This window comes from Rhodopseudomonas sp. (assembly GCF_036404135.1).
Classification (GTDB): domain Bacteria; phylum Pseudomonadota; class Alphaproteobacteria; order Rhizobiales; family Xanthobacteraceae; genus Rhodopseudomonas_A.
Genome location: NZ_DASWPE010000096.1, coordinates 86,841 through 102,557 on the forward strand (window position 1 = coordinate 86,841; position 15,717 = coordinate 102,557).

14 protein-coding genes, 1 tRNA gene and 1 pseudogene are annotated in these 15,717 nt (G+C 64.5%); 13 read left to right on the plus strand and 3 right to left on the minus strand.

Annotation, left to right across the window (positions count from 1 at the left end; all coding sequences use genetic code 11):
• Positions 1-66 precede the first annotated feature (66 nt).
• Both VGC77_RS11335 and VGC77_RS11340 read right to left on the minus strand, forming a co-directional pair.
• Entirely contained in the window at positions 67-1,296 is a 1,230-nt protein-coding gene (locus VGC77_RS11335; protein WP_331171666.1) for a serine hydrolase domain-containing protein, read from the minus strand.
• 230 nt (positions 1,297-1,526) lie between these two features.
• Positions 1,527-3,476, minus strand: coding sequence for a methyl-accepting chemotaxis protein (locus VGC77_RS11340; protein ID WP_331171667.1), 1,950 nt, complete (start codon positions 3,474-3,476; stop codon positions 1,527-1,529).
• Between the two features lie 200 nt (positions 3,477-3,676).
• Between VGC77_RS11340 and VGC77_RS11345 the strand changes: the two genes are divergently transcribed.
• The 10 genes from VGC77_RS11345 (at position 3,677) to VGC77_RS11390 (ending at position 11,546) form a co-directional block, all read left to right on the plus strand.
• A tRNA-Trp gene (locus VGC77_RS11345) sits at positions 3,677-3,752 on the plus strand.
• Between the two features lie 321 nt (positions 3,753-4,073).
• Positions 4,074-4,265: a preprotein translocase subunit SecE gene (gene secE / locus VGC77_RS11350; RefSeq protein ID WP_331171668.1), complete on the plus strand. Its 192-nt coding sequence runs from the start codon at positions 4,074-4,076 to the stop codon at positions 4,263-4,265.
• Positions 4,266-4,290: 25 nt separating this feature from the next.
• Complete coding sequence (gene nusG / locus VGC77_RS11355) at positions 4,291-4,821, plus strand: transcription termination/antitermination protein NusG (RefSeq protein WP_331171669.1); 531 nt, start codon at positions 4,291-4,293, stop codon at positions 4,819-4,821.
• Between the two features lie 137 nt (positions 4,822-4,958).
• The gene (gene rplK, locus VGC77_RS11360; RefSeq protein ID WP_331171670.1) at positions 4,959-5,387 is read left to right on the plus strand and encodes a 50S ribosomal protein L11; all 429 of its coding nucleotides are present in this window, start codon (positions 4,959-4,961) and stop codon (positions 5,385-5,387) included.
• Positions 5,388-5,393: 6 nt separating this feature from the next.
• Positions 5,394-6,086, plus strand: coding sequence for a 50S ribosomal protein L1 (gene rplA / locus VGC77_RS11365; RefSeq protein WP_331171671.1), 693 nt, complete (start codon positions 5,394-5,396; stop codon positions 6,084-6,086).
• An 85-nt stretch (positions 6,087-6,171) separates the two neighbouring features.
• A complete protein-coding gene (locus tag VGC77_RS11370) occupies positions 6,172-7,119 on the plus strand; it encodes an NAD(P)-dependent oxidoreductase (RefSeq protein ID WP_331171672.1) in 948 nt (315 codons plus the stop codon).
• A gap of 282 nt (positions 7,120-7,401) precedes the next feature.
• Entirely contained in the window at positions 7,402-8,013 is a 612-nt protein-coding gene (locus VGC77_RS11375) for a hypothetical protein (RefSeq protein WP_331171673.1), read from the plus strand.
• Positions 8,014-8,220: 207 nt separating this feature from the next.
• On the plus strand, positions 8,221-8,685 hold the full coding sequence (locus VGC77_RS11380; RefSeq protein WP_331171674.1) for a (2Fe-2S)-binding protein: 465 nt from the start codon (positions 8,221-8,223) through the stop codon (positions 8,683-8,685).
• Positions 8,686-8,688: 3 nt separating this feature from the next.
• The gene (locus VGC77_RS11385) at positions 8,689-10,896 is read left to right on the plus strand and encodes a xanthine dehydrogenase family protein molybdopterin-binding subunit (RefSeq protein WP_331171675.1); all 2,208 of its coding nucleotides are present in this window, start codon (positions 8,689-8,691) and stop codon (positions 10,894-10,896) included.
• Entirely contained in the window at positions 10,893-11,546 is a 654-nt protein-coding gene (locus VGC77_RS11390; protein WP_331171676.1) for an Isoquinoline 1-oxidoreductase subunit, read from the plus strand. Before VGC77_RS11385 ends, VGC77_RS11390 begins: the two co-directional genes overlap by 4 nt.
• Positions 11,547-11,731: 185 nt before the next feature.
• On the opposite strand, the gene VGC77_RS11395 is transcribed toward VGC77_RS11390, so the two are convergent.
• Positions 11,732-12,643, minus strand: coding sequence for a hypothetical protein (locus VGC77_RS11395; protein ID WP_331171677.1), 912 nt, complete (start codon positions 12,641-12,643; stop codon positions 11,732-11,734).
• A gap of 850 nt (positions 12,644-13,493) precedes the next feature.
• Between VGC77_RS11395 and rplJ the strand changes: the two genes are divergently transcribed.
• The 3 genes and pseudogenes from rplJ to VGC77_RS11410 all read left to right on the plus strand — a co-directional run.
• On the plus strand, positions 13,494-14,012 hold the full coding sequence (rplJ, locus tag VGC77_RS11400) for a 50S ribosomal protein L10 (RefSeq protein ID WP_011473887.1): 519 nt from the start codon (positions 13,494-13,496) through the stop codon (positions 14,010-14,012).
• 54 nt (positions 14,013-14,066) lie between these two features.
• The gene (gene rplL / locus VGC77_RS11405) at positions 14,067-14,438 is read left to right on the plus strand and encodes a 50S ribosomal protein L7/L12 (RefSeq protein WP_331171678.1); all 372 of its coding nucleotides are present in this window, start codon (positions 14,067-14,069) and stop codon (positions 14,436-14,438) included.
• 460 nt (positions 14,439-14,898) lie between these two features.
• Positions 14,899-15,717: pseudogene (locus VGC77_RS11410) on the plus strand (DNA-directed RNA polymerase subunit beta); the annotation flags it as partial.

Below are 15,717 nucleotides of genomic sequence, written 5' to 3' on the forward strand. Positions count from 1 at the left end.
CTCGGCTGAGACGTTATCCGAACCGCAGCGGAGTTAGACGAATGTCGCGCGGCGCCGCGGGGGCGCTTACTCCAGCGCGGCGTAGACCAGGCTGCGCACCAGGTTGCGGAAATATTCGCGCTGGCCGGGGCCTTGCGACATGAACACCGCGAACAGTTCTTCCTGCGGATCGATCCAGAAGAACGTGCCGGCGATGCCGCTCCAGAAGAACTGCCCGACCGAGCCCGCGAACGGCGCCAAGCCCTGGTCGGTGCGCACCGCAAAGCCGAGCCCGAAGCCGTGGCCGGGCGGCAGGATGTAGCGATCGGTAGGCACGTGGCGCCCGAGATGGTTCGACGCCATCAGCTGCAGCGTCTTGCGGCCGATGATACGGGTGCCGTCCAGCGTGCCGCCGTTCAACAGCATCTGGCAGAACCGCGCGTAGTCCATGGTGGTCGAGGTGAGCCCGCCGCCGCCGGATTGCATGGTCGGCCGCTCCAGCATGTTGAACAGCTGCACCGGCTCGCCGCTCCACGGATCCGTCGCAAACGGCTCGGCGAGGCGCCCGGCATTCTCAGGCCCGGTGTGGAACGCGGTCTCGTTCATCTGCAGCGGCGCCAGCACGCGCTGCTGTAGCACCGTGCCGAGCGCCTGGCCGGTGATCACTTCGAGCACGCGGCCGAGAATGTCGGTAGAGCGGCTGTAGTTGAACGCGCTGCCGGGCTGGCACAGAAGCGGCAGGCCGGCGACCAGCCGCGCGTGGTCGGCGTTGCTGAGCTTACGGTCGCCGAGCTTGGCTTCGAGATACTGCTTCTGAATTGGTCCGGTGCCGATATGTTCGTAGCCGATGCCGGAGGTGTGGCGCAGCAGGTCCTGGATGGTGATCGCCCGGGTCGGCGCCACCAGATCGAACTCGTCGCCGCGGGCGATGCCGACCTTCTGGTCGGCGAACTCCGGAATGAATTTCGCCAGCGCGTCGTCGAGCAGCAGCAGGCCGTCCTCGACCAGCTGCATGGCCGCGATCGAGACGATCGGCTTCGTCATCGAGAAAATCCGGAAGATGCTGTCTTGCGTCATCGGCTGGGCGGCCGCCGGGCTCTGGCGGCCCAGCGCTTCGAACCAGCCGACCTCGCCGCGGCGCGCGATCAGCACGGTGACGCCGGGAATGCTTCCCTTGTCGATCTCGCGCTTGAAGGCGTCCGACATCTTGCGCAAGCGATGCGACGACAGCCCGAGCGCGTCGGGTTTGCCGTGCGGCAATGGCGGGGTCGGCGAGGCGGGCCGCGTTGCCGGCTGCAGGGTCGCTGGACTGGTCATGGCGTCTTTCGTGTCAACGTGCTGTGCGCGGCCCGATGTGGGCTTCTTCGCAGCGCTGCAACAGATTGAACCAGAATGTCGCGATTGAACAGGCCGCGGCGCGCGAACGAAGGGATCGTTCGGTCAACGCGCGCGACCGGGGAAAGCTGTTGCCGGTTTCAGCCGCACCATGGCGGCAGCGCCGCGTCCCGCGCGGACGCGTGTTGCGTCGCTGCAATCGTGCCAGAGGATCAGGCGGCACGGACTTCGCGCAGGAAGGCGTCGACCTGGCTGCGCAGCAGGTCGCCGTTGCGCGACAGTTCCGCGGATGAGTCGACGACGCGGCTCGCCGCAACCCCGGTCTGTTCGGCGGCGCGGCGGACGCCCTCGATGTTGTCCGAGACTTCGCTGGAGCCGCGCGCGGCCTCGCTGACGTTCTGCGCGATTTCGCGGGTGGCGGCGCTCTGCTGCTCGACCGCCGCGGCGATCGCCGAGGCGATCTCGCTGACCTGGCCGATGGTGGAGGTGATGCCGCCGATCGCGTCGACCGAAAGCTGGGTGGCGTTCTGGATCGCCAAAACCTGCGCGGAGATTTCGTCGGTGGCCTTCGCGGTCTGGGTCGCCAGCGCCTTGACCTCGGAGGCGACCACGGTAAAGCCGCGGCCGGCTTCGCCCGCGCGCGCCGCCTCGATCGTCGCGTTGAGCGCCAACAGGTTGGTTTGCGCGGCGATCTCGCTGATCAGCTTGACGACGTCGCCGATGCGTTGCGCGGCATCGGCCAGGCCGTTGATCTGCGCGTTGGTGTTGTTGGCCTGATCGAGCGCCGCGCCGGCGACCTTGGCGGATTCGTTGACGCGTTGCGCGATCTCGTTGACCGAGGCGTTGAGCTCCTCGATCGCGGCGGCGACGGCTTGCGCATTCTGTGTCGCCACCTCCGAGGAGGCCGCGACCGCGGTGGTCTGGCTGCTGGCTTCCTCGGCATTGTCGGCCATCGATTGCGCGGTGCTGCGCAGATCGACCGCCGCCGAGCCGACCGCGGCGACGATGCTGCCGACGCCGGATTCAAAGCGGCCGGCGAGCGCCTGCAGCGTGCTCTGCCGCTCGGCCTCGGCCTGGGCGCGTTGCTGCTCCTGGGCGCCGCGTAGCCGCGCGGTCTCCGCCAGGCCATCCTTGAACACCTCGACCGCGCGCGCCATCGACCCGATCTCGTCGCTTCGTTTGGCGCCCGGCACGACGACGTCCTGCCGGCCCGAGCTGATCTGGCCCATCGCATCCTCCAGCGCCCGGATCGGCCGGCCGAGGCCGCGCCCGAGCCAGGCGGCGACCAGCGCGGCGATCAGCACGGCGATCGCGGTGACGATGGCAAACCACATTATCGATTGCCGCGCGACGGCCTGGTAGGCGCTGGTGTCGCGGACGATTTCCACCACGGCGACCGGGTCGCCGGAGAAATTCTTGATCGGGCCAAAGCTGCGGCCCTCGCTGGCCCGGGTTTCGATCACGGTCTCGCCGGACAACGCGCGCTGCATCAGCTCGATCGACGGCGCGCCCCGGGTCAGGGTGGTGGCCAGCGTCTTGACCGCGCCGCCGTCGAGCTGGTGGATCGCGACGTCGACGCCGAACCGGGATTTCATCGCCTTCACGAAGGTGTCGCCGAACGGCGCGCCGATATCGATGGCGCCGACCAGGGTGGCGCCGTCCATGATCGGCGTGGTGGCGAACACGTTGAGGACATCGCGGCCGGTCTCGACGCCGCCGATCGCCTGCTTGGTCTGGAACGCCTGCACCACCATCTTGCGGCGGGCGGAGACGTCGTCGCCGAACGCCGACGGGTTATGCACCCGCGCCAGCGCCAACGCCGGCGGGACCTGGATGGTGATCAATTCCAGACCCAGCGGCTTGATGTCGCGCAGCGCGTCGTTGAGCATCGCCAGCACGCCCGGCCGATCGCCGGCGCGGACCAGGGCTTTGAGCTGCGGCATGGTCGCCAGCGCCTTGCTGACGGCGAGCGCGGTGCGGGTCTCGCCGTCCAGGGCGGCCAGCATGGTGGCGTAATCGTCGCGCAGCTCGCGCTGCAGCGCCAGATCGACCGTGGTCTGCTGCCGCCAGATGCCGAATCCGGCCAGGGCGGCGCAGGACACCGCGCCGACCAGCGAAATCGCCACCATGATGCGGACGGAAATGGACTTGATGCCGAGCATGGGGCCCCCGGATGCGTGTGATCGTCGCAATGAATTTCATCCCGGTTCTAGGCGGACGCCGTCAACTTTCGCTTAACATTCTGAAAAGACTTGTGTCTGCGGTGTGGCGCCGGGCGCTGCCTCGGCGCTGTGGAACGCGTCAACTTTGCCAAAAGGGGGACGTGACGGCGGCAATTCCCTTCGCTATAGAGACGTCAGATAGGGGTGTAGCTCAGTTGGTAGAGCACCGGTCTCCAAAACCGGTTGTCGTAGGTTCGAGCCCTACCGCCCCTGCCAGCGAAATCAGCAGCTTAAGCTGATGCCCGGTCGTCGCTGCGCCGCTGTCATGGCGCCGCCGACGTTCGCCAGCCGGGGCCGCCGGGCGGCGGTTCGATGTCTTGAGCTGATCTTGACCTTGGGCCGTCGGCGCAGTAAACAGCGGCACTCGCTGTCGGCCCGTTTTGACGGATTTCCGACGCGGCTTTGTTTTCCCGAAAAAAGGGCCCGCTTGGCGGCTCATCCTTGGCAAAGGGTTGTCTTTGGCAAAGGATTGGGCGCAAGAGGGCTGTTCGGATTCCCGAAACCCTTGAGACCTGACGACGGACGCGGATCACGACGATGGCCTTTAGCCCGTTCAAATTCCTGCAAGAAGTGCGGACCGAGACCTCCAAGGTCACTTGGCCGTCGCGCCGCGAAACCACGATCACCACGATCATGGTGTTCGTGATGGTGGCGCTGGCCTCGATCTTCTTCTTTTTCGCCGATCAGATCATTCGGCTGTTCATCACCTTCATACTTGGCATCCACTAACGGCAGGCGCACGGAATTTAAAATCATGAGCATGCGCTGGTACATCGTCCACGCCTATTCCAACTTCGAGAAGAAGGTCGCGGAGTCGATTCGCGAGCAGGCCAAGCAGCGGGGCCTCGAAGAGCTGTTCGAGCAGGTGCTGGTGCCGACCGAAAAGGTCACCGAGGTGCGCCGCGGCCGCAAGGTCGACGCCGAACGCAAGTTTTTCCCGGGCTACGTGCTGGTCAAGATGAACCTCACCGACGAGGCGTTTCATCTGATCAAGAACACCCCGAAGGTCACCGGCTTCCTCGGCGCCGAGAACAAGCCGATGCCGATCACCGAACCCGAGGCGATGCGCATTCTGCACCAGGTGCAGGAAGGCGTGGAGCGGCCGAAGGCGTCGGTGTCGTTCGAGATCGGCGAGAACGTGCGGGTGGCCGATGGTCCGTTCGCCTCGTTCTCCGGCGTGGTCGAGGAAATCGACGAGGGCCGTTCGCGGGTCAAGGTCGCGGTGTCGATCTTCGGCCGCGCGACCCCGGTGGAATTGGAATTCGGTCAGGTCGAGAAGGTCTGAGTTCGCCAATGGCGAATAGCGAATAGAATAAGCGTCTGGCGAGGACTCGCTATTCGCCACTCACTATTCGCTTTTATCGTGGAAGGTGAAGGCGGTCGCCAGCCGCTCGACGCCGCACCACTCACAAGGAGAAGAGCATGGCAAAGAAAGTGACCGGATACCTGAAATTGCAGGTGCCGGCCGGTGCGGCGAATCCCTCGCCCCCGATCGGTCCCGCGCTTGGTCAGCGCGGCCTCAACATCATGGAGTTCTGCAAGGCGTTCAACGCGCAGACCCAGAAGGAAGAGAAGAACACCCCGATTCCGGTGGTGATCACGATCTACGCCGATCGGTCGTTCACCTTCGAAATGAAGACCCCGCCGATGTCGTTCTTTCTCAAGCAGGCCGCCAAGATCCAGTCCGGATCGAAGCTGCCGGGCCGCGACGTGGCCGGCAAGGTGACCTCCGCGCAGGTGCGCGAGATCGCCGAGAAGAAGATGAAGGATCTGAATTGTGACACCGTCGAAGCGGCCATGAAGATGGTCGAGGGCTCCGCCCGTTCGATGGGCCTTCAAGTAGCGGGGTAACGGGTCATGGCAATCGGAAAACGTTTGAAGAAGGCCCGTGAAGGTGTCGATCGCGAGAAGCTCTATCCGCTCGCCGACGCCGTCAAGATGGTGAAGGAACGCGCCGTCTCGAAGTTCGACGAGACCATCGAGATCGCCATCAATCTCGGCGTCGATCCGCGTCACGCCGACCAGATGGTGCGCGGCGTGGTGACGCTGCCGAACGGCACCGGCCGCACCTTGCGGGTCGGCGTGTTCGCGCGCGGCGCCAAGGCCGACGAAGCCAAGGCCGCCGGCGCCGACGTGGTCGGCGCGGAAGACCTGGTGGAGAAGGTGCAGGGCGGCACGATCGAGTTCGATCGCTGTATCGCCACCCCGGACATGATGCCGCTGGTCGGTCGTCTCGGTAAGGTGCTCGGCCCGCGCGGCATGATGCCGAACCCGAAGATCGGCACCGTCACCATGGACGTCGCCAGCGCCGTCAAGGGCGCCAAGGGCGGCAATGTCGAGTTCCGGGTCGAGAAGGCCGGCATCGTCCAGGCCGGCATCGGCAAGGCCTCGTTCGGCGAGGACAAGCTGGTCGAGAACATCAAGGCGCTGACCGACGCGGTCTCCAAGGCCAAGCCCGCCGGCGCCAAGGGCACCTACATCCAGCGCGTCGCGGTGTCCTCGACGATGGGTCCGGGCGTCAAGGTCGAGCCGGGCAGCATCCTCGGTTAAGCCTGAAAAAACTTGCGGCAAACCAGGGGCGAAATCGGGGCAACCGATTTCGCCCCTTTTTTTGGGTCGAGGAAGGTATTGCGTTATGGGTAACACGGTTCTGATCTATTCCCGCTTCCCGAAAACCATGATGGCGCGGATCGCCGAGCGCTTCGAACTGATCGACAGCGAAGGCCGACCGCCGCGTGACGCGTTCGGCGCCGATCAGCTCGGTGACGTTCGCGCGATCATCACCGCCGGCGGCGAACGGCTCGGCGCCGAGGCGATGGACGCGATGCCGGGGCTCGGCGCGATCATCTGCTACGGCACCGGCTATGACGGCGTCGACCGCGCCGCAGCGGCTGCGCGCAATATCGCGATCGGCCACAGCCCGGCGGCGAACGCCGCGGCGGTCGCGGATCTGGCGATGACCTTGCTGCTGGCGCTGATCCGGCGATTACTGCCCGCCGATGCTTATGTGCGCAACGGCGGCTGGGCGGCGGGCAAGGCCTCGCCGCGCGCGGTGCCGCCGCTGGCGCTGACCGGGCGCCGCGTCGGCGTCTACGGCATGGGCGAGATCGGCAAGAAGATCGCCGCGCGGGTCTCGTCGTTCGAGACCGAGGTCGGCTATCACAGCCGCCCCAGGCACGAGGTGCCCTATGCGTATCACGACAGCCTCGAAGCTTTGGTCGACTGGTGCGACGTGCTGATGATCGCGGTGCGCGCCGGGGCCGACACCCACCACATCATCGACGCCGCAATGCTGCGGCGGCTCGGCCATAGCGGCGTGGTGATCAACATTGCCCGCGGCTCGGTGATCGATCAGGCCGCGCTCGTCGCGGCGCTGCAGGATCACGCCATCGCCGGCGCCGGGCTCGACGTGTTCGAGGTCGAGCCGCTGGTGCCGGACGGGCTGACCGCGCTGTCCAACGTGGTGCTGACCCCGCATATCGGCGGCCACACCGCAGAGGCCCACATCGCGATGCAGGACTGCGTGATCGAAAATCTGACGGCGTTCTTTGCGGGGAGGGCGTTGCGTTATCCGGTGGGGTAGAAACTGTTCGCGCTAACAGACGTTATCGCGACGTGTTGATGCACTTCCACACTCCCCGGCCGTCATTCCGGGGCGCGAGCAGCTCAAGCTGCGCACGAGCCCGGAATCCATAACCACCGCAGGGAGTATGGATTCCGGACTTGCTCGTTCTTCGAACTCGCAATCCAGAATGACTCATCATTTGGATGGATGCTTCCTACTCGACCTGTATGTTTCGCGTACGGTCGAATTGCCTCGTCAATCCATTCTGCTATTCCAATCAACATTGCATAGGAGAATATTGTGGTTTTTGAATCAAGCGAAGCCGCGCCAAATAGCCTCGTCGGCAATTATGATGCCCTTCGATTGCCAATTAGAATCTCAATTGGAAGACATAGGCCGCTGACGACCCGGATGTGGGAAAGCCTATTTCGAGAAATGGAGGATGCGGCGCTCCAGACAGACTTGCGGCTCTATGAAGAGGCTTTGACTTTATCTTCCCCCAATCTCCGAGGGGACACAGACGTATTTCAATCCATCATCCGGCAGACGGATAGGTTCGTCATTACCTCAATCGATAGAGGTTCGATCGAGATTACAGCTGCCATTCTGCTGGCCGCGGGGTGGATCTTTAGGAAGTTTATTGAGCCGGGTTGGGAAAAATCGAGATCGAAGCAAGCTTTGGATGACGCCATCGCGGGCATAATCGATAGCTCTGGCCGAACCTTGAAAGAGCAGATCGACAACCGCATAGTTCACAAATTGCAGCGACTCAAGATATCGCGCGTCTTGTTTCATTCTCCGTCGATCGACGAGGGGCGTCGTCTATCAGCAAACCTGTCGTCTAGTACCGAGTTGATCTACGATAAGCCAAAGCAGATCGCGCAGCATCCGAAGAAGGAAGTTCCGCGCTAGACGGGGATGCCGTCGGCCATCGCCCTGCATAATCGGGCGCGAACGGGGAGTATCTCCTGAGTTCAGAGGCTGTCCTTAGCTTCACCCCGGAGCTTTCCCGAGAACGACTACCCCCAATTCGTTCCCTTCACCCCTCACAAATTCTTGTGAATTGCTGTTTAGAAGCATTCGCATCTAGTTTCCGGTCTCGCTTTCGGAGAACCGGCAATGACCGCCTATACGCTCAACATCAACGGACAGTCCCACGCCATCGACGTCGATCCCGGCACGCCTTTGCTGTGGGCGATCCGCGACGGCGCCAAGCTGACCGGCACCAAATATGGCTGCGGCGTCGCGCAATGCGGCGCCTGCACGGTCTATCTCGACGACCAGCCGGTGCGCTCCTGTTCGCTGCCGGTGTCGGCGGTCGGCAGTAGCCAGATCACCACCATCGAAGGCGTCGGCGGCCGCGAGGCCGCGGCGGTGCAGGCGCAGTGGGTCAAGCTCGACGTGCCGCAATGCGGCTATTGCCAGTCCGGCCAGATCATGAGCGCCGCGGCGCTGCTGACGCGCAATCCGAAACCGAACGACCGCGATATCGATCTGGCGATGGCCGGCAACATCTGCCGCTGCGCCACTTACGTCCGGATCCGCGCCGCGATCCACGGCGCCGCGAAATCGCTGGAGGGCTGAGCCATGATCCATGACCGCTCGATCCACGACCAGACCACGCAAGCCAAATCCGCGACCACGCTGTCGCGCCGCGCGCTGCTGAAAGCCGGCGTGGGGCTGGTGATCGGCGTCAGCATCGCCGGCCGCACGCCGTCATTCGCGCAGAACCGGCCGGCGCCGCCCAGCGTCAACATCGTGCCGAACACTTTTCTGATCATCGCGCCGGATGACACCGTGACGGTGCTGTGCAAGGCGATCGAATTCGGGCAGGGGCCGTTTACCGGCTTTGCCACGCTGGTCGCCGAAGAACTCGACGCCGACTGGTCGCAGATGCGCGCCGCGCATGCGCCGTCCAATCCGGCGCTGTACAAGAACCTATTGTTCGGCGTGCAGGGCACCGGCGGCTCCAGCGGCATCGCCAATTCCTTCGAGCAGATGCGCAAGGTCGGCGCCGCGGCGCGGCAGATGCTGGTCGAAACCGCAGCGGAGCGCTGGCGGGTCGAGGCCTCCGAGATCAGCGTCGCGAACGGCGTGATCAGGCATCCGTCCGGCAAGCAGGGCCGGTTCGGCGAATTCGCCGAGGAAGCGATGCTGCGGCCGGTGCCGGCTGATCCGAAGCTGAAGGATCCGGCCGATTTCAAGCTGATCGGCAAGGAAGGCGCGGTGCAGCGGCTCGACAGCGCCGCGAAGTCGAACGGCTCGGCGATCTTCACGCTCGACCTCGACGAGCCGGAGATGCTCACCGTGCTGATCGCGCGCGCGCCAAAATTCGGCGGCGTGGTGGGTTCGTTCGACGCGACCGCGGCGAAGCAAGTCGCCGGCGTGGTCGACGTCAAACAGGTGCCGACCGGCGTCGCGGTCTATGCCGATGGCTTCTGGCCGGCCAAGCTCGGCCGCGACGCCTTGAAGATCGTCTGGGACGACAGCAAGGCGGAGACCCGCGGCACCCGCGAGATCTTGTCGGAGTTTCGCGCGTTGGCGAAGACGCCGGGCAAGACCGTCAAGCAGCACGGCGACGTCGATGCCGAATTCGCCAAGGGCGGGCGGCTGATCGAGGCCGAATACGTGTTTCCCTATCTGGCGCATGCGGCGATGGAGCCGCTCAACGGCTTCATCAAATGGGACGGCGACACCGCGCTGGCGCGCTATGGCTGCCAGTTTCCGACCCCCGATCATGGCGCCATCGCCAAGGTGCTGGGGATCGGCATCGACAAGGTGAGGCTGGAAGTGCTGTTGGCCGGCGGCAGTTTCGGCCGCCGCGCGCAGCAGACCGTGCATGCCGCGATCGAACTCGCCGAAGTTGCCAAGGCGATTGGGCCGGGCAAGCCGCTGAAGCTGGTGTGGACCCGCGAGGACGACATGCGCGGCGGTTACTACCGGCCGTTCGGCGTGCACCGGATGCGCGGTGTGGTGCGCGACGGCAAGATCGAGGGTTGGACCGACACCATCGTCGGTCAGTCGATCATGAAGGGCACGCCGTTCGAGGCGATGAGCTTCAAGGACGGCATGGATTCCACCGCCTATGAGGGCTCCAACGAGATTCCCTACGAGGTGGCGAATTTCCGCTGCGATCTGCATCAGGTCGAGGTCGGCGTGCCGGTGTTGTGGTGGCGCTCGGTCGGTCACACCCACACCGGCTACGCGGTGGAAGCTTTCATCGACGAGTTGCTGGAGGCGGCCGGGCAGGACCCGGTGGAGGGCCGGCTGGCGCTGATGGGCGACAGCAAGCCGCGGCATGCCGGCGTGCTCAAAGCGGTCGCTGAACTCGCGGACTGGAAGGGCGCCAAGCTCGAGCCCGGCCGCGCCCGCGGCGTCGCGGTGGTGGAGAGCTTCAACACCTTCGTGGCGCAGGTGGTCGAACTGTCGATGACCGAGGAAGGCCCGAAGGTGCACAAGGTGTGGTGCGCGGTGGATTGCGGCGTCGCGGTCAATCCCGACATCATCCGCGCGCAGATGGAGGGCGGCATCGGCTTTGCGCTCGGCCACATCCTCTACGCCGAACAGACGCTCGAGGCGGGGGCGCCGGTGGCCGGCAATTTCGACAAATATCGCTCGCTGCGGATCAACGAGATGCCCGAGGTCGAAGTGGTGATCGTCAACTCCGGCGAAAAGCCGAGCGGGGTCGGCGAGCCCGGTGTGCCGCCGCTCGGGCCCGCGGTTGCCAATGCGATGGCGAAACTGGGCCTGCCGCGGCCGCGGCAATTGCCGATCGTGCCGGGAGCCAGCGCATGAGGTTGTTGCGACAAGCGATGCTGGCGCTGGGCGCAGGCGGTGTCGCAGCCGTGGTCTTGGCTGTGGCGGCGCCGTCGTTTCAGGGCGAGGCCGATGCCGCCAACGACGCGGCCAGCAATCCCGCGCTGCTGCAGCCGGTGAAGGCCTTCGCCGGCATCAAGAACAAGGAGCTTCGCGCCGCGGCGCTGTTTCAGGAGGCCGGCAAGGTGATTAGTTCACCGCGCTGCATGAACTGCCATCCGGCCGGCGAGCGGCCGACCCAGAGTGACGCGATGCGGCCGCATCAGCCGCTGGTGGTGCGCGGCCCCCACGGCACCGGCGAGGTCGGTGGTACCGCCTGTGCGACCTGTCACCACGAGGCCAATTTCGACGCCGCCGGCGTGCCGGGCCATCCGAAATGGGCGGTGGCGCCCATTGAAATGGCCTGGCAGGGCAAGTCGCTGTCCGAGATCTGCGTGCAGATCAAGGACCGCGCCCGCAACGGCGACAAGGACATGGCGGCCTTGGTGCATCACATGGCCGAGGACGACCTGGTCGGCTGGGGTTGGAATCCCGGCGCCGGCCGCACCCCGGCGCCCGGCACGCAGAAGCAGTTCGGCGAGCTGATCAAGGCCTGGGCGGATGCCGGCGCGGCCTGCCCGAAGGGGTGAGGACCATACCAACCGCGCTTGGCGACGTCGTCGCAGCGATTCTCACGTGTCGTTCCGGGGCGCGAGTTCGCAGAACGAGCGAACCCGGAATTTCGCAACAGGTGTCGAAGCTTCAACGCGCGATAGATTCCGGGTTCGCGTGCGGCTCGCGCCGCCCGCGCCCCGGAATGACGGCGTTTGTCAGCTCAGAACGCCTTGTTGATCGACACCGCCACCGCCTGGGTGATGATGTGGCCGGACCAGTTGCCGCTGAGGATGCCGGTGTCGGTGTAGCCGTCGGTGGCGCTGGCGAACGGCGCGGAGAAGTTGCTGGTCTGGTTCTTGGTGATGCCGAAGGTGTAGTTCATGTCGACGAACCAGCCGCGGTCGAGAAAGTAGCTGCCGCCGACCGTCGCCGCTCCGCCCAGCACCCATTGCGTGCTGGAGAAATTGCTGGGCTGACCCGTGATGTTGACGTGGGTGCCGTTGATGGCGGCGAAGCCGACCACGTTGTTCAGGCTGGATTTGACCTGCGACAGCGACGGCCCGATGCCGGCATAGAGCATGCTGCGCTCGAACGAATGGCCGACGAACGGAATGAAATTGATCTGATGGGTGATGCCGCTCTGGTACGAGCCGATCACCACATTGCCGGTGAAGGTGTTGGAATTGGCGCTGGTGAACGAGCCGACCTGAGGGTCGCGCACCCGGTCGTCGGTGCCATGCATGTTGAGATAGCTGTAGGTGACCTTGGCGCCCCACAGCCAGTTGCTGCCGCCGAAATGCTGGAAGAAGCCGAGCTGCGCGGTCGGCGCGAACGCGGTCTGGGTGCCGAGCGACGGCGTGGTCGGGCCGCCGGCGGTTCCGAACGCCACCTGGGTGCCGCCGAGGAAGATGTCGGAGACGCCCTGGGCGAAAATGTTCTGGCTCTCATAGCTCTGCGACGCGACGCTTCCGCCGAGGCCCGCGAACCAGGCGGAGCCCGGCACCAGCGAGGCCGGCAGGTAAAGCGGGGCGACCGCTTTCAGCGCCGGCAGATCGGCGGCGCCGGCGCCCGATACCGGCAGGGCGGCGGCCGCTGGCAGAACCAGCGTCAAGACAGACAACAAGCGTTTCATGGAAGGCGTCCCCCAAAGGTCGTGTGCGCTGCGTGAAAACAAGCGTGCCGAGTTCAGGGACTGACCCGAAATCGAGGTGGCGGCGTCAGCGCGTGAAGCAGCCTGTTGCTTGCGAATCAGGCGGAGCGACGCCGCGCCAGCATGATCACGAAGGGTTGCGAACGACAAGTCACACAACCATTCGCTGGTAATGTTACCAGTGCGGCGCGCGTCGCCGGAGCCACCTCTGGCGGTGGGCCCCCGGCGGTGCTCCGGGGCTGGCCTCGGCTTTGCTCTTGCATAAACGGTGCCGGGAACCAAAAACCCCTTGGCAAGCCCGTTCAGACTCGGTAAAGACTTCCTTCCGGACGTGCTGGCCGTAGCTGGCACGTCTGTGCGCGAATTCTGAAAACCCACATCGAACGGAGGCCATTCCTTCAGGACATCCGCAGGGATCTCGAAGGAAAGGAAACCCGACGCTTTGGAGAATGCGGGCAGGGGTCTCAAGTCTTTTCGCACGGGTTCGCCCGCGCGGGCAGGCCGAAAGATCCCGATCCTGTCCGAGACTGCAGGCGCCCGCGTCGAAACCTCGTGTTTCGCCAATGGCTTAATTCAATGCCTGCATAGACGGGTGAAGACCGGATTTCGCCAGCGCGGCTTTCGCCGCGGGCAACGGATCAGGTTCGAACCTCGACACCCCGAGGCTTTGCCGGCTCTGCCGGCGGCGTTTCGGGAGGGCAGGCTTTTCAAAACTCGTCGTGCCCGGCGTGTCTTTAGACCGCGTGTCTTGAGGTCAGGTTCGGGCAGGACGATGGGTGCAACCCGGCGGCCCTGCCTTTCGGCAAAGGTCGCCAACCGGAGAGAGCTTGCTGTGGAAAAAGCGGCAAAAAAAGAGGCGGTCGAATCGCTGAACGGTCTGTTCAAGACCACCAGCGTTGCGGTCGTGGCTCACTATTCCGGCCTCACCGTTGCCCAGATGCAGAAGCTGCGTACGCAGATGAAGCTGGCGGGTGCCTCGGTGAAGGTCTCGAAGAACCGGCTCGCCAAAATTGCTCTTGAAGGCACAGACGTCGTTGCCATCGGCTCCCTGCTGAAGGGGCCGACCGTGATCGCAACTTCCGACGATCCGGTGGCGGCGCCGAAGGTGGCCGTCGAATTCGCCAAGGCGAACGAAAAGTTCGTCATCCTCGGCGGCTCGATGGGCACCACCGTCCTGAATGTCGACAGCGTCAAGGCTCTGGCCGCGCTGCCGTCGCTCGATGAACTGCGCGGGAAGCTGGTCGGCCTGTTGGTCGCGCCGGCTACAAAGATCGCTCAGCTCTCGACCGCGCCCGCGGCCAAGCTCGCGCGCGTTGTTCAGGCCTATGCCTCTAAGAGCGAAGCGGCCTGACGCCCTTCGCACATCAACCCTGGTTCGAACTGATACGCTTAAGGAAACAGATCAATGGCTGACTTACAGAAGATTGTTGACGACCTCTCGAGCCTCACCGTTCTCGAAGCCGCCGAGCTCGCCAAGCTGCTCGAAGAAAAGTGGGGCGTGTCCGCCGCTGCCGCCGTTGCGGTGGCCGGTCCGGCCGCTGCCGCCGCCGCCCCTGCCGAAGAGAAGACCGAGTTCACCGTCGTTCTCGCCGCCGCCGGCGAGAAGAAGATCGAGGTGATCAAGGAAGTGCGCGCGATCACCGGCCTCGGCCTCAAGGAAGCCAAGGACCTGGTCGAAGGCGCTCCGAAGCCGGTCAAGGAAGGCATCAACAAGGACGAAGCCGACAAGATCAAGGCCCAGCTCGAAAAGGCCGGCGCCAAGGTCGAACTCAAGTAAGCATTTTACTTGGATCGGCGTTGCCGGAGCGCCTCGCGCGCCCGGCAACCGCAACTAGCACTGCGACGGCCGGGCCTCTCGGCCGTCGCGCTGGGTTCCATCGGAACACAGCATTGTGTGGGGATTGTTGGGGTTCGCCCCTCGAATCTCCATATTCGTCGTCCCATATCGGGTCGGCAGCACGAAAGCACGGTCTGGCGCAAAGACGACGTGGTCTGGCGTAAGCCGTTGGGAGATTTGCAATTTCGGGCTTTTTCGGTCCGTAACGAGATGGTTGGACGGGCGGGTGCAGTTAGGTGCTCCGCACGTCGTTTTGCGTTCTCGGAATCCAATGCGCGAACTCGGGATTTGTTTCCTGAGATGGTGCGGGACGCTCGAGACGTTCGGTATTCAACCCGGGGGCGATGCCAATCGCGCTTCGGAAGCATCGCCCCGGCGGGCGACGAAATGAGAGGCCACGATGGCGCAGCAGACGTTCACCGGTCGCAAACGGGTTCGCAAGTTCTTCGGTCACATTCGGGAAGTCGCCGAAATGCCGAACCTCATCGAGGTTCAGAAGGCATCTTATGACCAATTCCTGATGGTCGACGAGCCGGTCGGCGGGCGGCTGGACGAGGGCCTGCAGGCGGTGTTCCGCTCGGTGTTTCCGATCTCGGATTTCTCCAACACCTCGATGCTGGAATTCGTCCGCTACGAATTCGAACCGCCGAAATACGACGTCGACGAGTGCCGCCAGCGCGGCATGACCTATGCTGCGCCGCTCAAGGTGACGCTGCGCCTCATCGTGTTCGATATCGACGAAGAAACCGGCGCCCGCTCGGTCAAGGACATCAAGGAGCAGGACGTCTACATGGGCGATATCCCGCTCATGACCATGAACGGCACCTTCGTCGTCAACGGCACCGAGCGCGTCATCGTTTCGCAGATGCATCGTTCGCCGGGCGTGTTCTTCGATCACGACAAGGGCAAGACCCATTCGTCGGGCAAGCTGCTGTTCGCTGCCCGCGTGATTCCGTATCGCGGTTCGTGGCTCGATATCGAATTCGACGCCAAGGACATCGTGTTCGCGCGTATCGACCGTCGCCGCAAGATTCCGGTGACGTCGCTGATGTATGCGCTGGGCCTGGACGGCGAAGAGATCCTGTCCACGTTCTACCAGAAGATCATTTACAAGCAGATCAAGGAAGGCGGCTGGCGCGTGCCGTTCGATCCGTCGCGTTTCCGCGGCTATTCGACCGTCAACGACCTGATCGACGCCGACACCGGCAAGGTCGCGCTC